The following is a 20,793-nucleotide window of genomic DNA, read 5'->3' as shown; positions in this document are numbered from 1 at the left end:
GACGCAGGGCGGGGGCGTAGTCGTAAGTCCGTGCTCGCCCTGAGCCTGCTCGTGGTTCTTTCCACTCTGGGGACGGGGTTGGGAATTGCGGCGGCGGTCCCCGAACCGGATTCCGGTGAGGCGGCCGGAGGCATCGAGGTGTCGGCGCTGGCGAAGGCGAAGTCCTCCGGGGGTCCGGTGGAGATCGTGGAGCAGCGCACCGAGACGTCCGAGGTGTTCGCGAATCCGTCCGGCACGTTGACGGTGACGACGCATCTGAAGCCCGTGCGGACACGTCTGGGTGGCAAGTGGGTGGCGATCGACACCGATCTGGTGGCCGGGAAGAACGGCGTGAGGCCCAGGGCCGCGGCGGCGGGCATCGAGCTCTCCGACGGTGGGACGGGTCCGCTGGTCCGGCTCAATGACGATACGCATGTGCTGGAGTACAGCTGGCCGGGCAAGCTGCCCAAGCCGACGCTGGCCGGTTCGGTGGCGACGTATGCCGAGGTGCTGCCCGGGATCGACCTCCGGGTCGAGGTGGACGCGAAGGGGTTCCAGCAGCTGCTGGTCGTGAAGGACGCCAAGGCTGCGAAGAACCCGAAGCTGAAGAAGCTGACGTACGGCGTCACGTCGAACGGGCTGAAGCTGACCGCCGACGAGAAGCAGGGCTTGAGGGCGGCCGACGGCAAGGGCCGTACGCGGTTCTCCGGGCCGGCGCCGTTGATGTGGGACAGCGGTAAGGGTGGCAAGAGGAAGCAGGCGGTCATGGAGACCGCGGTCGCGGGCGAGAGCCTCTCGGTCGTCCCCGACCAGACGGTGCTGACCGGTCCCGGGACCACCTATCCGGTGTACGTGGACCCGACGTTCAGCGCGGAGCTGCCCGGCGGATACGCGGTGCACGAGTTCTCCCCCACGTGGCACCACTGGGATCCGGACCGCCTCTGGATGGGGACCTACAAGGACTCCAACGGCAAGTTCTCGCGTACGCGCTCGTTCTTCCAGGTGAACGTTCCCTACCTGGCCGGGCGCCAGGTGCTGAACGCGACGCTGTCCCTCAGGGACCTGACGGGGGATACCACCGACTGTTCCGTCGCTCCTGTCGAACTGTGGGAGACGGGCCGCGCCGGTGCCACGACGACGTGGAACAACCAGCCGGTGTGGAAGACGAAGAACTCCACCTACTCCTGCCCCAAGGGCACGCTGACCCTGGGCGCGACGAGCGCGGCGAAGGCTGCCGCGGCGAGTGGCACGAACCTCGTGGACCTGGGCGTACGGACCACCCTCGCCGCCGAGGGTGCCAAGGTCGACAGCACCCGGCAGTTCCTGACGGCGTACGCGAAGTTCACCGTGGAGATCGCGAACAACGGCGAGTGCTTCCTGGTCACGGACGTGAGCTACACGGACCCCGACGGCAGGTCGTTCACCAAGGAGATGAACTGCGAGAGCCTGGCCTCCGACGTGAAAATCGAGCCGTTCACCACGTCGCAGACGACCGGGCAGCTTCTTGCGGGCACGCACGGCTTCGTGTGCTGGCGCAGCGGTGACATGAACGGCGCGGGAAACCGCATCTGGTACTACGTCAAGGGCGACACGGCGTCGGGCTGGACCAACTGGCAGGGCTGGGGCTTCGTACCGGCCGACAAGATCACCGGCGTGGGCGCGGAACCCTACCCCGGGCTGCCGGCCTGCGACGTCCATAGCGTCACCCCCGGTATCACCCCGCCGCAGGACTTCAACTCCGACGGTGTGTCCGATGTCCTGGCCCTCCAGACGGACGGCAACCTCGCCCTCTTCCCGGGCAACGGCAACGGCACCCTCGGGAACAAGCGGATGCTGTGGACCGACGGCCGCGGCAGCGCGTACGTCAGCGTCTTCGCCGGCGATTTCAACGGGGACGGGTTCGGCGACGTCGGGGCCTTCGACGGCATCTATGTGTGGTGGTGGGCGGGAGACGGCGACAGCGGGGTCGGCGCGACGGCTCAACCGCTGATGGACAACCGGTACAAGAGGCAGGCCGCCTTCAACCCCGGCGTCCACAATCCGTGTCGGGTCGCCTTCGCCTCCGACTTCAACGGCGACGGAAAGACGGACATCGCGGCTGCCTGCGGCCAGGGCTCGGAACAGGGCAACTACGACGACGACAGCATCTTCTGGTATCCCGGCGACGGGGACGGCGGGATCAACTCCACCCTCACCGTGAGTTACGGCTACGAGTACATCTACGCATCGCGCACGGAGACCGAGTTCTCCGCACTGGACGTGACCGGTGACGGTCGTATGGACATCGCGAAGATGCCCCACCCGACGGCCTTGGAGCTGCACCCGGGCCCCTCCGCGCCCGACGCCCGCTGGACCCAGGGCGTCAGGCAGACCTGGGCTCCGAACGGCTTCGGAACGGTCACCAAGGTGTTCGCCGGTGACTTCAACAGCGACCGCTACGGCGACATGGCCGGTGTCGACAGCAGTGGCCAGCTGTGGCAGTGGCCCGGCAAGGGCGACGGCAGCTTCGGCACTCCGGCGAAGATGTCGACGATCGCCGACTGGGGGGCCTACAAGGACATCCTGTGATCCAGCGATGACACCGGGGCCGGGCATCCGCAGCGACGCGGATGCCCGGCCCCTCGCTCTGGCGGGACGTGACGCGTGCCCGTCATGCTTCCGGGCGCCCCCGGCGTCAGGCGCCCCGGTCACCCCTCCGGCGGCGGCGTCGGCGCCCCCGGCAGTCGGACCGTCGCCACCGTGCCGCCGCCCTCCGCCGGGGTGAGGGTGATCGTGCCGCCCGCGTGGTGGACCGTACGGGCCACGATCGACAGACCGAGGCCCGAGCCCGGGAGGCTGCGGGCCGAGGGGGAGCGCCAGAAGCGGTCGAAGACGTGCGGGAGCTCGTCCGGGGCGATGCCGGGGCCCTGGTCGCGGACGGTCAGTTCGCCGCGCATCAGGGTGACCTCGACCGTGCCCCGGGGCGGCGAGAACTTCACCGCGTTGTCCAGGACGTTCATCAGGGCCCGCTCGAGGGCGGCCGGTTCCGCCCGTACGTACCAGGGCGCCAGGTCCGTGACCAGGGTCAGCCCGGGGCCGCGCAGCCGCGCCCGGTCCAGGGCCGCCCGCAGGATCGTGTGCAGCGGCACCACCTCCAGGGGACCCGGCTGCGCCGCGTCCGGGCGGGCCAGCTCCTGGAGGTCGCCGATCAGCGCCGCCAGCTCCGTCATCTGCGCCTTCACCGAGGCCATCAGGGCCCGCCGGTCCTCCGGCGGGATCGCCCGGCCCGTCTCCTCGCTGCGCGCGAGCAGTTCGACGTTCGTACGGAGCGAGGTGAGCGGGGTACGCAGCTCATGGCCCGCGTCCGCGATCAGCTGCGCCTGCCGGTCGCGGGAGATCGCGAGCGCCGCCGTCATCGCGTTGAACGAACGGGACAGGCGGGCGATCTCGTCCTCGCCGTCCACCGGGATGCGCACGGTCAGGTCCTCCGTCGCGGCGACGTGCTCGACCGCCCCGGTCAGCCGGTTCACCGGTTCGAGTCCGGTCCGCGCCACCCACAGTCCGGCCGCGCCCGCGCCGACCACGCCGATCCCGGAGACCAGGAGCAGCACCCAGCGCAGGGTGGACATCGAGTTGTCGATCTCGGCGAGCGGCCGGGCGACCGACACGGCGAGCCCGATCGGGCCCTCCTGCGGATAGGTGTAGACCCGCATCTCCCGGCCGGTGGCGTCCTTCACCGTGTGCAGGGCGTACCGGAGGCGTCCCTGCGCCACCGCGAGATCGTCGTTCTCCGCCGGGATCGCGGCCTTGCCCGAGGTGCACACGCTGCCGTTGGCGAGGATCACCTGGACCGTGAACGAGCCCGCCACCGGCGGCGGTGTGCCGCCCTGCCGGCAGAGCAGGAGCAGGCCCTGCACCCCGGACGGGTCGAGCCGGGTGCTGCGCAGCGAGGAGTCCAGCTCCGCCTCCAACTGCGCCCGCGTCACGAACCAGCAGGCCAGCGACACCGCCGCCACCGCCACGGCGACCGCCGTCGCCGTCAGGAGCGCCAGCCGGGACCGCAGCGGCCGTGACCGGAACCAGGTGAGGGGACTCCTCACTCCCCGCCTCCCCCTCCGCGCAGCGCGTACCCCACGCCCCGCACGGTGTGCACGAGGCGCGGCTCGCCGCCCGCCTCCGTCTTGCGCCGCAGATACATCACGTACACGTCGAGCGAGTTCGAACTCGGCTCGAAGTCGAAGCCCCACACCGCCTTGAGGATCTGCTCCCGGGTCAGCACCTGCCGGGGGTGCGCCAGGAACATCTCCAGGAGGGTGAACTCGGTCCGCGTCAGCTCGACCGTCCGCCCGCCCCGGGTCACCTCGCGCGTGGCCAGGTCCATCCGCAGGTCCTCGAAGGCGAGGACGTCGGTGTCGGCGGCGGCGCCGGCCGTCGCCGAGGCGTACGAGCTGCGCCGGAGCAGCGCCCTGATCCGGGCGAACAGCTCGTCCAGCTCGAAGGGCTTCACCAGGTAGTCGTCCGCGCCCGCGTCGAGCCCGGTGACCCGGTCGCCGACCGTGTCGCGGGCGGTGAGCATCAGGATGGGCACGGTCGAGCCGGAGGCCCTGATCCGGCGGGCCGCCGTCAGTCCGTCCATGCGGGGCATCTGGACGTCGAGGACGACGAGATCGGGGGCGTACGACTCCATCCGGGTGAGCGCGTCCAGGCCGTCGACGGCGTCCTCGGTCCCGTACCCCTCGAAGGCGAGGCTGCGGCGCAGGGCCTCCCGTACGGCGGGCTCGTCGTCGACGATGAGGATGCGCTCGGCCTCGCTGTGCTGTCCCGTCATGGGCTCAGCGTCGCACGAGGCCCGCTCGCCGGTCAGTTCCCGCCGCCCGCGCGCAGGCTGTCCAGGTCGGCCTTCAGGGTGTCGACCGGAATGGCGAATCCGAGGCCGACGCTTCCGGCGGTGGAACCGTTCGAAGAACTGGGCGCGTACATGGCCGAATTGATTCCGATGATCTCGCCGTTCATATTGATCAGCGCGCCGCCGGAATTCCCCGGATTGAGCGAGGCGTCGGTCTGGATCGCCTTGTACGTGGTCTTCGACGAGCCGGTGTCGCCGTTGAACTGCTGTCCGCCGAATTCGAACGGCCAGCCCTGCCGGGGGTCGTACTGCTGCCCCTGGCCCTGCCCCTGGCTCTCCTCGTCCTTCGCCACGGTCACGTCCCGGTCGAGCGCGGAGACGATGCCGCTGGTGACGGTCCCGGTCAGGCCCTCGGGGGAGCCGATCGCCACGACCTGGTCGCCGACCCGCACCGTGGAGGAGTCGCCGAGCGTGGCGGCCTTGAGGCCGGAGGCGCCCTTCAGCTTGATGAGGGCCAGGTCCTTGGCGGGGTCCGTGCCGACGACCTCGGCGGCGTAGGACGTGCCGTCGCTGAGCCGCACGCTGATCTCGGACGCGCCGGAGATCACGTGGTTGTTGGTGACGATCTCGCCGTCGGCGGTGATGATCACGCCCGAGCCGGTGGACTTGCCGGAGTTCGAGGCGGCGGAGATCTCGACGATGGAGGGGGAGACAGCGTCCGCGACGCCGGCGACCGTGCCCGTGCTGCTCGCGGAGACGTTGGTGCCGCTGACGTTCGAGGAGGCGGTGGCGACCGGGGTGCCGGAGGCCAGCTCGCCGACGAGGGTCGCGGTGCCGCCGCCGACCGCCGCGGCCGCGATGGCCACGGCCGCGACGAGGCCGACACCGCGTTTGGCGCGGCGGCGGGAAGGGGCGGGAGCGGTGACTCCGGGTGCCGCGTGCTCGTACGCCCGCGGCGGGTCGTACGGCGGCCTCGGCGGGTAGTACGGCTGCGGCTGCTGCTCCTGGAAGTCCGTCATGGGTACGACTCTCGGAGCCGTACATGAGAACCGTCTGAGGAGCGGCTGAGAAGCCCGACAGAACCCCGTATGCCCCATATAAAGGAGCCCCGGGGGAGGATCAGCCGTCGCAGCCGCAGGAGCGGCGGACCACCAGGGCCGACGGGAAGAGCTTCACGCGTTCGCGGCGCGAGCCCGCGACCCGGAGCGAGTCGTCGAGGACGAGGTCCACCGCCGCCCGGGCCATCGCCGGCCGGTCCGAGGAGACCGTCGTCAGCGGCGGGTCGGTGAGCGCCGCTTCCTTCACGTCGTCGAAGCCGGCGACCGCCAGCTCCGTCGGCACCTCGATGCGCAGCTCGCGCGCCGCTCGGAGCACACCGAAGGCCTGGTCGTCGGTGGAGCAGAAGATGGCCGGCGGCCTGTCCGGGCCGGAGAGCAGCTTCAGGGCCACCTGGTAGGCGTCGTAGCGGTTGTACGGGGCCTGGAAGAGCCGGCCCTCGATCGAGAGGCCCGCCTCCAGCATGGCCCGCCGCCAGCCCTCCTCGTGGTCGGCGACCGGGTCGCCGACGGCCGGGGTGTTCGGCACGCCGCCGAGGCACGCCACGTACGGGTGACCGTGCTCCAGGAGGTGCCGGGTGGCGAGCTGGGCGCCGCCGATGTCGTCGGTCACGACGGCCACGTCGTCGATCGCCTCGGGCCGCTCGTGGAGCAGCACCACGCGCGCGTCCCAGGCCTCGATCTCGCTCGCGGCCTGCTCGCTCATGCCCTGGCTGACCAGGATCAGACCGGAGACCCGCATGCCGAGGAAGGCACGCAGGTAGTGGACCTCGCGCTCGGTCCGGTAGTCGGAGTTGCCGACGAGCACCATCTTCCCGCGCTCGGCGGCGGCCTGTTCGACCGCGTGCGCCATCTCCGCGAAGAACGGCTGGCGCGCGTCGGGGACGATCATGCCTATGAGATCCGTGCGCCGGGACGCCATCGCCTGGGCGACCCGGTCGGGGCGGTAGCCCAGTTCCTTGATCGCGGCGAGGACACGCTCGCGCGTGGCCGGGGCGACCGGCCGGGGTCCGTTGTTGATGACGTAGCTCACGACCGCGGTCGAAGTACCTGCCAGTCGAGCTACGTCATCCCGCGTCACCTTGGCCACGCGCGGCAGTCTACGCGGGGGGACCTACCTACCGGCAGGTCGCACTGTGGCGTCCGCCACGTTCCTGTCCTCCGAGGGGGTGATGTCCGTCGTGGCGCCCTTGACGTGGGAGCTCGCGCGGGACTCCGCCTTCGCGCGGGCCTCGTCCTTCACGCGGGCGTCCTCCGCCTTGGCGCGCGCCTCCTCGGCCGCCCGCTCGACCTTCTCCGGGGTGACGAAGCGGTAGCCGACGTTGCGGACGGTGCCGATGAGCGACTCGTGCTCGGGGCCCAGCTTGGCCCGCAGCCGCCGTACGTGGACGTCGACCGTCCGGGTGCCGCCGAAGTAGTCGTACCCCCACACCTCCTGGAGGAGCTGCGCGCGCGTGAAGACGCGGCCCGGGTGCTGGGCGAGGTATTTGAGGAGCTCGAACTCCTTGAAGGTCAGGTCCAGGACCCGGCCCTTGAGCTTCGCGCTGTACGTCGCCTCGTCGACCGACAGGTCGCCGTTGCGGATCTCCATGGGGGAGTCGTCGGCGACGATCTGCTGCCGGCCCATCGCGAGCCGGAGGCGTGCCTCGACCTCGGCCGGGCCCGCGGTGTCGAGGAGGACGTCGTCGATGCCCCAGTCGGCGGTGACGGCCGCGAGACCGCCCTCGGTGACGACGAGGATCAGCGGACAGCCGGGCCCGGTGGACCGCAGCAGCTGGCAGAGCGAACGCACCTGCGGGAGGTCCCGCCTGCCGTCCACCAGGATCACGTCCGCGCCGGGGGTGTCCACGAGGGCGGGGCCCTCGGCCGGGGCGACCCGGACGTTGTGCAGCAGCAGGCCGAGTGCGGGAAGCACCTCGGTCGACGGCTGGAGGGCGTTGGTGAGGAGCAGCAGTGAACTCATCGCGCCCCACCTGCCCCGGTGGTCGGTCGGTCGTGCTTCGGTCGCTCGCTCATAACGTCGGTTCCTCCTCGGTCCCTGCGAGGACGTGCACTGCTTCGTACAGATCACTACCGGCTCTCGCGCCCCGAGAGCTTTTGTTCATCCGTCCGTAACAACGGTCGGAAAACGCAAAAGGACCCGGGGGCTGCGTCGCCCGGATCCTCTGCCCAGCAGAATAGCCCAGATGTCTTGCGGGGGAGAGGGCTGATTTCACATCGTGGATGTCTCCCTGATCACTTCCGGCTCCCGGCGGGCCATGTTGCGTACGGATGACGATGTCCGTATCAAGGCGGTTTGCCACCCCTCCACCGCAAGTGTCACCGATACGGCGTCCGGCGTCGGCGCGCATAGCCCATCATGGTGAGCGGCGCGCACACGAACGAAGGGAGCGCCGCTATGGCAGCGGGAACCATCCGCTACTGGGCCGCGGCCAAGGCCGCCGCCGGTATCGCGGAGGAGCCGTACACCGCCGAGCACCTCGCGGAGGCGCTCGACGCGGCCCGTGCGAAGCACCCGGGCGAGCTCGTCCAGGTCCTCAAGCGGTGCTCGTTCCTGGTCGACGGCGACCCCGTCGGGACCCGGAGCCATGAGACGGTACGGCTTGCCGAGGGCGGCACGGTCGAGGTGCTCCCCCCGTTCGCAGGAGGGTGAACCCCAGAGCAATGAGCAACGACCAGTACTACGGCGGTCAGCAGTACGACCCGTACGCGAACCAGGGCCGAAGCCAGGGCGCGGACGAGGTCCCGCGGAGCCCCGACGTCACCCAGACGTGGGAGGGGCAGACCTGGGACACCCAGTACCAGCCGGCCGTCTCGTACGAACAGGTCCAGGCCGCGAGGGCCGCGCAGAGCCAGCAGCAGCAGTCGTACGAGCAGCAGCACCAGTCGTACGAGCAGTACCCGCCGTACGGGGGCTCCGCCGGCTCCTACGCGGAGCCGCCGCAGTCCGAGCCCTATGAGGTCCCGGCCGCGGCCCCGGCCCCCGCTTGGTCCACGCCCACGACCTCAGGGAACGCCGGCAACAGCAGCAACACCGGCAGCACCCCGACCGCCCCGATGACCGACGCCCAGCGCGCCCGCGCCGAAGGTCGTTCGCCCGTGATCGAGCCCGGGATGCGGCCCGCCGCGCTGACCGCCGTCCTCGGGCTGCTGCTGGCCGGGGGCGCCGCCCTCGGCACGTACGGCCTGCTCGTCCCGCTCGTCCTGCTCCAGGGCCTCACCGCCGCCGGCTGGTTCCGGCTCAACGGCATGTGGCCCGCCCGGCAGGGCATCGCCCTCGCCTTCGCGGGCGGGCTCGCCGCCGACGCCGCCCTGCTCGCCTCCGGCCGCGAGCACGCGGCCGCCGCGATCCTCGGCACGCTCGGCGTCTGGGTGCTGCTCTGCCTCGTCCTCCAGCTGCGCAGCCACGCCGACCCGGACGAGCGCATGTACGGCCTGATGGCCACCATCGCCTCCGCGGCGCTGACCGTCATCGCCACCGGGCACCTCGGCGCCGCGCCCGACGCGGTGGTCGTCGGCGGGGCCGCGGTCGCCGCCGCCGTCCTGGCGCGGGCCCTCCCGCTGCCCGGCCCGGTGTCCCTGGTCGCCGCGCTGCTCGCCTCGGCGGGCGCGGGGATCGCGGCAGGCGGGTTCACGGACCTGGGTACCTCCGGGGCGCTGCTCGGCCTCGGCGCCGGGGTCTGCGCGCTCGTCGGCCTGCGGGTGGCCAGCTACGACTACCCGTCCCGCTTCGTCCACATGACGGCCGGGGTGGCGCTGCCGCTGACCGCCGCGGCGCCCGCCGTGTACCTGCTCGGCCGGGCCCTCGCCTGACCCCGGGGCGGCGGCGGTACGGCCCTGGTGCCGCCCCGGAACGACCCCTACCCGGCCCTGACCGGCCCTGACCGGACCCTGATCCGGAAGGTGCCCGGGAACCAACCGGCCCCCCGGCACGTCGATCTTCGTGTCGGGGGGCCGGCACATATCCACTTCCAACGGGGGGACACTCAGCCCATGCGAGCACTGCGGATTCTGTTGATCGTTGCCGTCGTGCTGGGCGGGGTCCTCGTCGGGATCGACCGGCTGGCGCTGTCGTACGCCGAGTCGGAGGCGTCGAGCCGGGTGAAGCTCTCGGCCGCCCGCAGCGACTCCATAGAGGTCGACATCAAGGGCTTCCCGTTCCTCACCCAGGTCGCGGACAAGCGGTTCGACGAGATCGACGTGAAGGCGCAGGGCGTGCAGGCGACGGCGGGCAGCCGGCAGATCCGGGTCGGCGAGCTGGCCGTGGCGCTGCGGGACGTCACCGTGACCGGGGACTGGGCGGGCGCCAGGGCGGGTTCCGCGAGCGGGACCGCCGTCATCTCGTACGCGGACCTCACGGCCGCCTCCGAGCGGGAGGCCACCGTCGCCTACGGGGAGAACGGCAAGGTGAAGGTGACCGGCAGCGTGACGGTCATGGGCCGCACCCTGACCCGTACGGTCCTCTCGACGGTGACCGTGGTGAACGGCGGCACCATCAAGGTCCGCGCCGACGAGGTGCCCGGCGAGGGCATCCCCGGCATCGAGGACATGGTGCGCGAGCGGACCGACTTCGAGCGCCCGATCGGTCTGATCGCCGGCATGAAGGTGGAGAAGGTCGAGCCGCGACCGGAGGGCCTGGCCGTCACCGTGACCGGCAAGGACATAGTCCTGGCGGGCTGAGGACCCCCGCGGATCACATGGTGAGACACCGCTGTCCGATCCGTAGAAACAGGGCCCGAGGCCCGGTACCGCAGGCGTCCGGGGCCGACCCCTGCCGTGATCGCGTCTCGTATCTCGGACGATCGCGTCTCAAAATACGACACGCCGGTGACACGGCCGCCTGTCCGTCCCTACGATCGTGGGCATGAAGCGACAGGCGGATCTCACGAAGCGGCGGGCAGTAGACCTGTGCCGCGTCGCCGCCATGCTCTGTCGCTCCGTCTGAGCGGGACTCACCACTCCCGTATTCCTCAGGCCCTCCCACCGAGGTCAGGGCCGCCCCTGTGTAGCCGTACGCACGTCTGCTGACCGTACGCACGCGACGACGCGTACCGCACCACACCCGCACCACACCGCCGCACACTGCCCCGGAGGAGAACAGCATGGCTCGCAGCGACGTCCTGGTCGACGCGGACTGGGTCGAGGCCAACCTCGACAACCCGCAGGTCGCCATCGTCGAGGTCGATGAGGACACCTCGGCCTACGAGAAGAACCACATCCGCAACGCCGTCCGGATCGACTGGACCCAGGACCTTCAGGACCCGGTCCGCCGCGACTTCATCGACCAGGAGGGCTTCGAGAAGCTCCTCTCGGCCAAGGGCATCGCGAACGACACCACGGTCGTCCTCTACGGCGGCAACAACAACTGGTTCGCCTCGTACGCCTACTGGTACTTCAAGCTCTACGGCCACCAGGACGTGAAGCTCCTCGACGGCGGCCGCAAGAAGTGGGAGCTCGACTCCCGCGACCTCGTCGCCGAGGTGCCGTCCCGCCCGGCCACCGAGTACAAGGCCAAGGCCCAGGACAGCTCGATCCGCGCCTTCCGCGACGACGTCGTGGCCGCGATCGGCGCGCAGAACCTGGTCGACGTCCGCTCGCCCGATGAGTTCTCCGGCAAGCTGCTCGCCCCGGCGCACCTCCCGCAGGAGCAGTCGCAGCGCCCCGGCCACGTGCCGAGCGCCCGCAACATCCCGTGGTCGAAGAACGCCAACGACGACGGCACGTTCAAGTCGGACGACGAGCTCAAGGCCCTCTACGAGGACGAGCAGGTCGATCTGGCGAAGGACACCATCGCCTACTGCCGCATCGGTGAGCGCTCCGCGCTCACCTGGTTCGTCCTGCACGAGCTGCTCGAGGTCACGAACGTCAAGAACTACGACGGCTCGTGGACCGAGTACGGCTCCCTCGTCGGCGTGCCGATCGAGCTCGGCGCCAACAAGTAACCCCCCGGAACCTCCCCTCCTCCGGACCCCTCGACCGTAAGGACAGAACGACATGTGTGGAGCGCAGCCCGGCGGCCCCGACGCCTCGACGATCAAGCCCGGTGAGACCACGATCCAGGGCTTCGTGACCAAGGACGGCCAGCCCGTCACCGGTTACGTCCGCCTCCTGGACTCGACCGGCGAGTTCACGGCCGAGGTCCCGACCTCCGCCACCGGCCAGTTCCGTTTCTACGCGGCCGAGGGCACCTGGACCGTCCGCGCCCTGGTCCCGGGCGGCACCGCCGACCGCCAGGTCGTGGCCCAGCAGGGCGGCCTCGCGGAGGTCGCCATCGCGGTGTGATCCCGCAACGCTGAACCGGCCGAAGGGCCGTGCCTCCTGGGGGGTTGGACGCCATTTCCAGGACTCGAGGCACGGCCCTTCGGTCCTTCATTTTTCCGCCGGTGGCGGGGACGCGGTCCGGTCGTACGCTGAAGACGTGTACGCACGCCGTCGCCACGTCTACTTCTGGATGATGGGCGCCTGCCTGGTCCTCTTCGTGGGCGCCTGGGCCGTCGTGCGGCTCTTCTCGATGCCGGTGGCCATCGGCATGTGCGTGGTCGCCATGCTCATACCCCCGGTAGCCGCGATGATCGCGAACCGCCGAGGCCCGGAGGACCGCTGGTGGGACGATCCTTCGGGGGACCCCACGTCGGACGAGTGGTGGGACGAACTCGACGGCAAGAAGCACCGGGAGCCGTGAGGCGGCGGGGCGCCGGCCGGGAGCCGTGAGGCGCGTGCGGTCGCGTCAGTAGACGAGGGCCTGGGTGTCGTCCGTCAGGGCTTCCTGGACGAAGACCTGGGCGCCGGCGATGCGGACGCCGTCCAGGACGTCCTTCTCCGTGATCTCGCGGCGGGCCGCGCACTGCGTGCAGAGCGTGACGCGCCCGGCCGCCAGGATCGAGTCGATCAGGTCCGGCAGCGGCGCGGCGTGGGGAAGTTCGAACTCGGCGGCCCGGCCCGGGAGGGCGAACCAGGAGGACTCGCCGGTCAGCCAGAGCGAGACCTCGACGCCGCTGGCGACGGCGACGGCGGCCACCGTGAAGGCCTGCGAGCAGCGTTCGGGGGCGTCGGCCCCTGCGGTCACCTTGATCACGAGCTTCTTCGCCATATACCGAACTGTAATGCGCGGCCCTGCAACCTCATGCACACCTCGCGTGTCAGCTGGGTGCGCGGATGACGGAATCCGCGATTCAGGTCTCGTGGGGGGACTCTTGAGCAGCGAAGAAAGCACCCGAAATCCGGAAACGGCACCGCCGCCGGAGCCGGAGAGCGCGGTGGAAACCGCGCCTCCGGTCATGCCGGAGGGCGAGGCGCCCGATGTGTCTCCGGACACACCGCCGCCCGCACGCCCGCGCCGCCGTGCCCTCCGCACGGCCGGCCTGATAGCCGTCGCCGCCATCATCGGCCTCGTCGGCGGCACCGCCGTCGGCTACGGCATCCAGGCCCAGCGCGAACCGACCGCGCTCCCGCCGCTGAACCAGCCGAGCCTCGACCACCCGCGGCCGCTCCCCAAGGGGCAGAAGGCGAAGCCGCTCCCGGCCTCGGAGGACCGGCAGGCGAAGGCGCAGGGCGACCTGCGGAAGCTGCTGCTGCCGAAGCCGGCCGGGGCGAAGAAGGACGAGTTCGCCGACCGCGACGGCTGGATGCGGGTGTCCACGTTCGCCTCGCACTTCAAGGGGCCGGGCGACGCGCTCGGCTACCAGCTGGAGTTGGGCGTCCGGCGGATCGCGATCACGTCCTGGCTGACGGGGGCGGACCGGCGGACCGAGATCCGGCTGATCCAGTACCGCGCGGGCGACACCCTCGGCGCACAGGACTTCGTCGAGGACCAGCAGGGCTACATGTCGGACGAGGACTTCGCCGGCCACGAGGGGACGGCGCTCAAGGGCTCGGCCAACGGCCGCTACTACGTCTTCCCCGTGGACCGCGAGGCCGGCTACCTGGACTTCTACGAGGCCAGGGCCCTCTTCTACCGCGGCGACATCGCGGTCGAGATCTTCGTGGGCGACTCGAAGAAGATCTCCGAGAAGGACATCCGTTCGCTGGCCGAGCAGCAGCTGGGGCGCCTGTGAGTGAGGACCGGAACGACGTGACCGAGCCCGAGACGGAACAGCAGCCGTCGGAGCCGACGCCGAGGAAGCGGGGTGTCCGCCGGGTCCTGCTCGGGGTCGTCCTGCCCTCCGTGGTCGTCCTCGGCCTGATCGGCGGTGGCGTCACGTACACCGCCGTCACCGTCTCCACGGCCGACCGCACCGCGCCGACGCAGGTGTGGGAACCGACGAAGAAGACCGCGCAGGACGAGGACCCGGCCGCCGCCCGGGCCCGCGGCAGGGCCGACACCCCGCTGAGCAAGCTGCTGCTGCCGCTGCCGGAGTCGTACGACTTCGGCCCCGACGAGGAGCTGTACGGGAACGACGGCGAACTCGGCGCCGCCGAGGCCACCGCGCTGATGAAGCAGTACGGCGAGGGGCTCTCCGGAAAGAAGCGCCGCGCGTACGAGAAGGACGTCGACAAGCTCGGCATCGAGGGCATCGCGGTGCGCTCCTTCGCCGACGGCAACAACTCCGTCGTCATCTCCGTGGAGATCGCGCGGATGAAGGACAAGAAGCGGATCAAGGACAGCTACCGGCTGCGGAAGGAGGTCATGGACACGCTGGAGTTCCCGAAGGGACCCAAGGTGAAGGACCACCGGAACGCCGTCTGCTACCTGATGCCCGAGGACGAGACGCTGGACAAGAAGGAGCGGGACGAGGAGCTCCAGTCGATGAACTGCATTGCGTACGACGCCGAGGTCTTCGTCACCGTCACGGCGGCGGGCGCCAGGCCGTTCGACACGGCGCGCGTGGCGGACCTGCTGAAGAAGCAGCTCGACCACATCGAGTCCCCGGGGGAGTACGTATGACCGAGCAGACCCAGACCCAGACCGAGGCCGAGGCCCAGACCGAACCTGATGCCCAGGCCCCGGTCGACGCCCCGGTCGACGCCCCGACCGATGCCCCGGCCGACGCCCCGGTCGAGCCCAAGCCCGAGCCGCCCGCCCCGGCCGCGCCCAAGAAGTCGTGGCGTCCGCTACTCCGGGGCATCGCCCGCTGGACCGCCGCCGTGGTCGTGTGCGGCGGTGTGGGCGCCGGTGCGGCCATGGGGATCACCGCCATGGAGCGCTCCGACGTGCCGGGGCTCGCGACCGAGTCCGACGGCCGCTGGGAGTACCCGAAGCTCGCACTCCCGGCGCTGCCCGAGGGCGTCCCGCGCCCCTGGACCGACGGCAACCCCGGCGAGGTCCACCACGCCGACCTGCGGCAGCTCCTGCTGCCCGCCCCGACGGGGGCCGTGGTCGACCCGAAGCTGAAGGGCGGCTGGGCCGGCCTCGACTCGTACCTCGCCCTGATGCCCGAGAAGGACCGGGGCGAGGCGAAGGAGTTCATGGCCGAGTCGGCGTTCCGGCACGTCGCCGCCCGCGGCTGGACCACGCCGGACGGCACGACCACGCGGATCCACCTGCTGCGGTTCACGTCGGTGGCGTTCTCCGAGGCCTACAAGGACGCGGTGACGCGCGGGGTCTCCCAGAGCAGCGGGCTGCCTCTCGGCGTCGAGTCGGCGGAGATCGACATGTCCACCCAGAACGTCGAGGTGCCGTACCTCTCCGTCTACTCCTACCTGGAGGAGGAGCCGTACGGCCCCCAGCAGACCCGCTGGGCCTACATCCAGGCCGGGGACACCTTCGGCGTGGTCACCCAGACCCGCAAGGGCGGCGCGCTGACCGTCCCGTTCCAGCAGACCGTCGCCCTCCAGGCGCAGCTGCTCGGCTAGGGCACGCCCCGGTCACGCGGCGCGAGACCCACCTCACCGAGTGGGCCGGGCACCCGCCCACTAAGCTGGGGCCCGGCCCGTTCCGCCTTCACCGCTCAGTCGAGGAGCACCCTGTGATCATTTTCTTCGAAACTCTGCTGGTCCTGGTCGCCGTCGGCGTGCTCGCCTTCACCGGACTGGTCGTGAAGAAGCTGTACCAGGGCCAGCGCTAACCACTTCTAGAGAACGCCAGAGCTGCTCATGATCGAGATCCCGTCCGACCTCAATCCGGACCTCGTCCCCCTCGCGTTCCTGCTCGGTACGTGGGAGGGCGCGGGTGTCTCCGACTTCCCCGGCGCCGAGAAGTGCAACTTCGGCCAGTCCGTGACGTTCAGCCACGACGGCCGGGACTTCCTCGAGTACACCTCCCACTCCTGGGTCCTGGACGACAAGGGCAACAAGGTCCGCCCGCTGGAGAGCGAGAGCGGCTACTGGCGCATCGACAAGGACCGCAAGGTCGAGATCGTCATGGTCCGCGACCAGGGCATCGTCGAGATCTGGTACGGCGAGCTCGCCGACCAGAAGCCGCAGATCGACCTGGCGACGGACGCCGTCGCCCGGACCGCGGCCTCGGGCCCGTACTCCGGCGGCAAGCGCCTCTACGGCTACGTCAAGAGCGACCTCATGTGGGTGGGCGAGAAGGCGACCCCCGAGGTCCCACTGCGGCCGTACATGTCGGCGCACCTGAAGAAGGTCGTGACGCCGGAAGAGGTCGCGGAGATGGCCCGCAACCTGGGCGACCTGCCGGACGACGGCATCGCCTTCTTCCGCTAAGACTTGATCCGCACGTCACCAGAGGGTGAGTTGCGGGTCGCGGCCGGGGCGGTGTCCGGGCTTTCCGGCGTGGTCACGCACGGGGCGTGTCTCATCCGGGGTTGCTCGGGGCCGCTGTCCGGCGGTTCGGGGAGCAGAGGTCCCACGGCGTTGCCGTGGGACTGCCACATGGCCAGCACCATGAACGGTGGTCTGGCTCGGTGCGGTTGACTCCCGCAGGGCTTCTTCCAGCCCTTCTGCGAAAACGGTCTGTGCGCGCCGGGACGCGGTGGTGTCCAGGTACGCGCTGTTGGGGTCGTCCACGTCAGCGAAGCGGACGAACGCGGCCAGGGCGGCGGACACCAGGTCCCGCTTCCCGACCAGGCCGCACGCCATGCACTGGTGCTCGCGGTCCCGCAGGGTCTTGTTGACCCGTTCACCGCACAGGCAGTGCTGGGACAGGGCGGTGGACCAGGTGGAGGCCCGCACGAGGCGGCCGCCCGCTGCCGCGCATTCACGGTCGAGGGCGGAGATGAGCAGGCCGGGGGTGGTCTGGGAGAGCCGCTTGCCCCACAGCCGGTACCAGGTGCGGATGTCACAGTCCTCGACCACGAGCACCGGCCCGTGGGCGGCGATGATCTGCCGGGCGATCTGGCGGGCGCGGTGGCGGCGGTGCTCAGCGCTGCCGGCGGCGGCTTCGGCCTGACGGGCGCGCAGCTCCCGGTAGCCGCCTGAGATCCGGTCGCGGCGGAACGCCTGCCTCGGTACCCCGTCCACGCGGGCGGCGCGGGCACCGCCAGGAACGGTGACAGTCTTGGGCTTCAGCCCCTTGGAGGCCCGGTGCTCGGCGCGTTCGGTCTGTTTCTTCGACAGACCGTACTGCGCGGTGTTCGTGGCCCGACGAGAGCGTTCCAGCGCCCGCGCCCTGCCCCGTCGCTTCTTCGCATCACGCTCCAGAAACACCCTTTCCCGCAGGCCAAGGGTGATCTCGGTGGAGGCCGGAGAACCGTCGGCCGGGTCCAGTCCGGCAGGGAAGGAGACGACGGAGACGTTGGAAACGTTGCCGTCCACCCCGCCGATCCGGCCCGTCTCTGCGGCCCGGTCGCGCATCCGCCGCACGGCGGGGGCGGTGTAGCCGGGTCCGAGGATCATGAGGTGGGCCTCGTACACCCAGCCGCCCGGCGCACTGGCTTTGCGGCGGCGGACGAGATCGACCTTGTGCCAGCGGCCGGGATCAGACAGGAAGTGTTCCACTCGTGCCCACTGGCCGGGGTGCTGAGGTACCCGCACTGGCAGTACGAGGTCACCGGCGTGGGAGCCGGGTCCGCCCGCGAAGACGACGACGAGCGGGCCGGTGTGGTCCCACCAGGTCTCCTTCCGCGTGCGCGGCTTCCCCGACGCGGTCACCTCGCCACTGGGCATAACACCGGACAGAATCATCGGCACGCGCATCCGGCGGGGCTGCTGCACGAGGTGCCGGCCACTGCCGGTGTAGGCCATGGCGTGGCCGTGGAGTGTGCCGACGAGGCGGAAGGTCTCCCACTTGCGGTCGGTGGTGTGGGAGCGGGCCCGGCCGGGGATGCGGGTGAAGTCGTACCAGCCTCCGGTCTTCGGCTTCCCGGAGCGGTGGCCGGTGGCGTCGGGGAACAGGTGCCGCTGTACGCCGTTCCATACCTCGTCGGCCATGTGCATCGCCAGGGCCTTCGAGGCGTGGTGCTTGAGGTGCCCGGAGTCTTCGAGGTGCGTGTACGCGCACCGTTCCAGGGCCTCACGGGACAGGCCGAGGCGCTGTCGTACGGCCTTCGCCCCGTCACGCTCCCGCTCGTGCCTGGCGGCCCAGCAGGCATCGACTCTGGCGCGGGCATCCCGCTGCACGGCCCGCTTGACCGACCACATGGAGCCGAACAGCTTCTCCAGCCGGGCCAGGTCGGCGGGGTCGGTGACGGCCAGCGGCAGCACCATCACCGACACCTGCCCGTCGTCGGGCTTCTTCCACTTCGGGGCCCTGTTCTTGCCCCGGAACCTCCGCTGCGTCTGGGCAGCCCGCATGACCGTCACCCCCTCGGCGTCACTCCGGCCTCAGAGCCAACCTAGAGATCTCCCCGCACGCACGGGCGAATCACGCACACATTCACCAGCACCCGCGACACATCGCACACATGTGTGCCCAGCAGGCGGCGCGACTCAGGGGCACTATCTCGTACCTCGACGACCTCGACAGCAGTCGTGCCGACTCCCCCGCCTCGCCTACGTCGGCCGCACCCCGCTGTCGCCCGTGGATCGGCCCGACACTCCGCCTCGCCGTCCTCCTGCCGAAACCGGGACGCGGGCACTCCTGGGCGCTCCTCCTGGACTTCGTATGTCGGGACGCGCGGGCGAGAAGGCTGACAGGTACGCCGACGAGATCCTGCCCGGCTGCCGGTCGTACGACCGGCGGGCCTCGGAAGCCACCGGCTGACGTCGTCCCCAACCCGGCACGTGACCGTGAAGGACGCGCTCCGGTGGAGGAAGCACGCCGTCATCGCCGGCCTCCGCTCCCGCGCAGGCGTGGATCCAAAGCGCCACCGCCGGATTCACCGGCAACCAGCACCTCTCCATCCGGCTGCTCGGCGAACTCCCCGTATACCTGCCCCTCGGGAGGAGCAGCGGCGGGTCGGCCGGGTGCTCAGGGCCCTGAACGAGGAGATCCGCGCGCACGAGGACGTGGTGCGCCCGACGCGCTCGCTGTGAGACGCCCTGGTCGACACGATGACGACGGGCGAGGGGCCGTAGCCCTCCAGTGGAGAGCGAGACGGATACCGAGGCGGAGGCCCGAGGGGGCAGCTTGTACCGAGGTCACCCTCCTACACTGGGGGGCGTGGTGAGCACCGACTGGAAGAGCGACCTGCGGCAGCGCGGCTATCGGCTGACGCCGCAGCGTCAGCTTGTCCTGGAGGCCGTCGACGCGCTGGAACACGCGACGCCCGACGACATCCTCGTCGAGGTCCGCAGGACCGCGTCGGGGGTCAACATCTCCACCGTCTACCGGACCCTGGAGCTCCTGGAGGAGCTCGGGCTCGTGAGCCACGCCCATCTGGGGCACGGGGCTCCGACGTACCACCTCGCCGACCGGCACCACCATCTGCACCTGGTCTGCCGGGACTGCTCCGGGGTGATCGAGGCGGACGTCGAGGTGGCGGCCGAGTTCACCGGGAAGCTCCGTGAGACCTTCGGCTTCGAGACGGACATGAAGCACTTCGCCATCTTCGGGCGGTGCGGGGACTGCGCGGGGAAGACAGCCGCGGGCACCGCGGAGAAGGCCGCCGGCGACGGCGACCGGAAGGACGCCGGCGCCGGGTCGTAGGCTTGCCGTATGCAGCGACCTTCCACGACCAGCCCCTTGCTGTCCCTGCCCGGTGCCGTCGCCGCCGAAGGCCGCGACGAAGGTGTCGCCGCGCACTACGGCGACCTGTTCCGTGAGCAGCGCACCCTCGCCGACGGCAAGGGTTTCGTCGACCTCTCGCACCGCGGTGTCGTCGCCGTCACCGGCGACGACCGGCTGAGCTGGCTGCACCTGCTCGTCACCCAGCACATGACCGACCTGCCGCCGGGCCGGGCGACCGAGGCGCTCGTCCTGTCCGCGAACGGGCACATCGAGCACGCCCTGTACCTCGTCGACGACGGCGAGACGGTGTGGGCGCACGTCGAGCCGGGGACGCGGGAGGAGCTCGTCGCGTACCTGGAGTCGATGAAGTTCTTCTACCGGGTGGAGGTCGCCGACCGTACGGACGACATCGCCGTCGTCCACCTCCCGGCCGGTTCCATCGCCGAGGTGCCCGAGGGCGTCGTCGTACGGGAGACCCCGCACGGCCGCGAGCTGTTCCTGCCCCGGGCAGACCTGGAGTCCTTCGCCGGCTCGCACGGGCCGGCCGCCGGGATGCTCGCGTACGAGGCGCTGCGCGTCGAGGCGCACCGGCCGCGGCTCGGCTTCGAGACCGACCACCGGACGATCCCGCACGAGGTCGGCCTCATCGGCAGCGCCGTCCACCTCCAGAAGGGCTGTTACCGGGGGCAGGAGACCGTCGCCCGGGTGCAGAACCTGGGGAAGCCGCCGCGCCGCCTCGTCTTCCTGCACCTGGACGGCAGCGAGGTGCTGCTGCCGGGGCACGGCACCCCGGTCCGCCTCGCGGCCGACGGGGAGGAGGGCCGGCAGCTGGGCTTCGTGACGAGCTCCGTCCGCCACCACGAGCTGGGCCCGATCGCCCTGGCCCTGGTGAAGCGGAACGTGCCCGTGGACGCCCCGCTGATCGTCGGGACGACGGCGGCCGCCCAGGAGACCGTGGTCGAGCCGTAGGGCCGACCGCCCGGGGG

20 protein-coding genes and 1 pseudogene are annotated in these 20,793 nt (G+C 70.9%); 14 read left to right on the top strand and 7 right to left on the bottom strand.

Going from position 1 to position 20,793, the window contains the following annotated elements; genetic code table 11:
- Positions 1–51 precede the first annotated feature (51 nt).
- Positions 52–2,547, top strand: coding sequence for an FG-GAP-like repeat-containing protein (locus tag ABT034_RS24405; protein WP_351218607.1), 2,496 nt, complete (start codon positions 52–54; stop codon positions 2,545–2,547).
- Between the two features lie 119 nt (positions 2,548–2,666).
- Here the strand turns inward: ABT034_RS24405 and ABT034_RS24400 are convergent, their stop codons facing one another.
- From ABT034_RS24400 to ABT034_RS24380, 5 genes are all read right to left on the bottom strand, one after another.
- Positions 2,667–4,058 carry a sensor histidine kinase gene (locus ABT034_RS24400; protein WP_351218605.1) on the bottom strand — a complete coding sequence of 464 codons (1,392 nt, stop codon included), beginning with the start codon at positions 4,056–4,058 and terminating at the stop codon, positions 2,667–2,669.
- Positions 4,055–4,786: a response regulator transcription factor gene (locus tag ABT034_RS24395; RefSeq protein ID WP_351218603.1), complete on the bottom strand. Its 732-nt coding sequence runs from the start codon at positions 4,784–4,786 to the stop codon at positions 4,055–4,057. Before ABT034_RS24395 ends, ABT034_RS24400 begins: the two co-directional genes overlap by 4 nt.
- Before the next feature lie 32 nt (positions 4,787–4,818).
- Positions 4,819–5,823: a S1C family serine protease gene (locus ABT034_RS24390; protein WP_351218601.1), complete on the bottom strand. Its 1,005-nt coding sequence runs from the start codon at positions 5,821–5,823 to the stop codon at positions 4,819–4,821.
- Positions 5,824–5,923: 100 nt separating this feature from the next.
- Positions 5,924–6,949, bottom strand: coding sequence for a LacI family DNA-binding transcriptional regulator (locus ABT034_RS24385; RefSeq protein WP_351218599.1), 1,026 nt, complete (start codon positions 6,947–6,949; stop codon positions 5,924–5,926).
- A gap of 24 nt (positions 6,950–6,973) precedes the next feature.
- Positions 6,974–7,822 carry a response regulator transcription factor gene (locus ABT034_RS24380; protein WP_351218596.1) on the bottom strand — a complete coding sequence of 283 codons (849 nt, stop codon included), beginning with the start codon at positions 7,820–7,822 and terminating at the stop codon, positions 6,974–6,976.
- A gap of 435 nt (positions 7,823–8,257) precedes the next feature.
- On the opposite strand from ABT034_RS24380, the gene ABT034_RS24375 reads away from it, so the two are divergent.
- The 7 genes and pseudogenes from ABT034_RS24375 to ABT034_RS24345 all read left to right on the top strand — a co-directional run.
- Positions 8,258–8,512 (top strand): MoaD/ThiS family protein, encoded by a 255-nt coding sequence (locus ABT034_RS24375; protein WP_351218594.1) that lies wholly within the window; start codon positions 8,258–8,260, stop codon positions 8,510–8,512.
- A gap of 11 nt (positions 8,513–8,523) precedes the next feature.
- On the top strand, positions 8,524–9,672 hold the full coding sequence (locus ABT034_RS24370; RefSeq protein ID WP_351218592.1) for a hypothetical protein: 1,149 nt from the start codon (positions 8,524–8,526) through the stop codon (positions 9,670–9,672).
- Positions 9,673–9,852: 180 nt separating this feature from the next.
- The gene (locus tag ABT034_RS24365; protein ID WP_351218590.1) at positions 9,853–10,539 is read left to right on the top strand and encodes an LmeA family phospholipid-binding protein; all 687 of its coding nucleotides are present in this window, start codon (positions 9,853–9,855) and stop codon (positions 10,537–10,539) included.
- Between the two features lie 184 nt (positions 10,540–10,723).
- A complete protein-coding gene (locus ABT034_RS24360) occupies positions 10,724–10,804 on the top strand; it encodes a putative leader peptide (RefSeq protein WP_350497993.1) in 81 nt (26 codons plus the stop codon).
- Between the two features lie 157 nt (positions 10,805–10,961).
- Complete coding sequence (locus ABT034_RS24355) at positions 10,962–11,801, top strand: sulfurtransferase (protein ID WP_351218588.1); 840 nt, start codon at positions 10,962–10,964, stop codon at positions 11,799–11,801.
- A gap of 52 nt (positions 11,802–11,853) precedes the next feature.
- The gene (locus ABT034_RS24350) at positions 11,854–12,141 is read left to right on the top strand and encodes a DUF1416 domain-containing protein (protein WP_073819964.1); all 288 of its coding nucleotides are present in this window, start codon (positions 11,854–11,856) and stop codon (positions 12,139–12,141) included.
- A 121-nt stretch (positions 12,142–12,262) separates the two neighbouring features.
- Positions 12,263–12,541: pseudogene (locus ABT034_RS24345) on the top strand (DUF3099 domain-containing protein); the annotation flags it as partial.
- Positions 12,542–12,586: 45 nt separating this feature from the next.
- Here the strand turns inward: ABT034_RS24345 and ABT034_RS24340 are convergent.
- Positions 12,587–12,949 carry a DsrE family protein gene (locus tag ABT034_RS24340; protein WP_351218586.1) on the bottom strand — a complete coding sequence of 121 codons (363 nt, stop codon included), beginning with the start codon at positions 12,947–12,949 and terminating at the stop codon, positions 12,587–12,589.
- 166 nt (positions 12,950–13,115) lie between these two features.
- Between ABT034_RS24340 and ABT034_RS24335 the strand changes: the two genes are divergently transcribed.
- The 4 genes from ABT034_RS24335 to ABT034_RS24320 all read left to right on the top strand — a co-directional run bounded on the left by ABT034_RS24335 (position 13,116) and on the right by ABT034_RS24320 (position 16,464).
- Positions 13,116–13,913, top strand: coding sequence for a hypothetical protein (locus ABT034_RS24335; RefSeq protein ID WP_351218584.1), 798 nt, complete (start codon positions 13,116–13,118; stop codon positions 13,911–13,913).
- 17 nt (positions 13,914–13,930) lie between these two features.
- Positions 13,931–14,743, top strand: a complete 813-nt coding sequence (locus ABT034_RS24330) for a hypothetical protein (RefSeq protein WP_351218582.1) — start codon at positions 13,931–13,933, stop codon at positions 14,741–14,743.
- Positions 14,740–15,651 (top strand): hypothetical protein, encoded by a 912-nt coding sequence (locus ABT034_RS24325; RefSeq protein ID WP_351218580.1) that lies wholly within the window; start codon positions 14,740–14,742, stop codon positions 15,649–15,651. Before ABT034_RS24330 ends, ABT034_RS24325 begins: the two co-directional genes overlap by 4 nt.
- Positions 15,652–15,891: 240 nt before the next feature.
- The gene (locus tag ABT034_RS24320; protein WP_351218578.1) at positions 15,892–16,464 is read left to right on the top strand and encodes a heme-binding beta-barrel domain-containing protein; all 573 of its coding nucleotides are present in this window, start codon (positions 15,892–15,894) and stop codon (positions 16,462–16,464) included.
- Positions 16,465–16,479: 15 nt separating this feature from the next.
- Here the strand turns inward: ABT034_RS24320 and ABT034_RS24315 are convergent, their stop codons facing one another.
- Positions 16,480–18,492 (bottom strand): transposase, encoded by a 2,013-nt coding sequence (locus ABT034_RS24315; protein ID WP_351218576.1) that lies wholly within the window; start codon positions 18,490–18,492, stop codon positions 16,480–16,482.
- An 808-nt stretch (positions 18,493–19,300) separates the two neighbouring features.
- Between ABT034_RS24315 and ABT034_RS24310 the strand changes: the two genes are divergently transcribed.
- Positions 19,301–19,786, top strand: a complete 486-nt coding sequence (locus tag ABT034_RS24310) for a Fur family transcriptional regulator (protein WP_351218574.1) — start codon at positions 19,301–19,303, stop codon at positions 19,784–19,786.
- 9 nt (positions 19,787–19,795) lie between these two features.
- Positions 19,796–20,776 (top strand): CAF17-like 4Fe-4S cluster assembly/insertion protein YgfZ, encoded by a 981-nt coding sequence (gene ygfZ / locus ABT034_RS24305; RefSeq protein WP_351218572.1) that lies wholly within the window; start codon positions 19,796–19,798, stop codon positions 20,774–20,776.
- Positions 20,777–20,793: the final 17 nt, after the last annotated feature.

The organism is Streptomyces sp. NPDC002773 (genome assembly GCF_040295605.1).
Classification (GTDB): Bacteria; Actinomycetota; Actinomycetes; order Streptomycetales; family Streptomycetaceae; genus Streptomyces.
The sequence above is the reverse complement of the archived record's forward strand: the minus strand, read 5'-3'. Positions and strand labels throughout refer to the sequence as shown.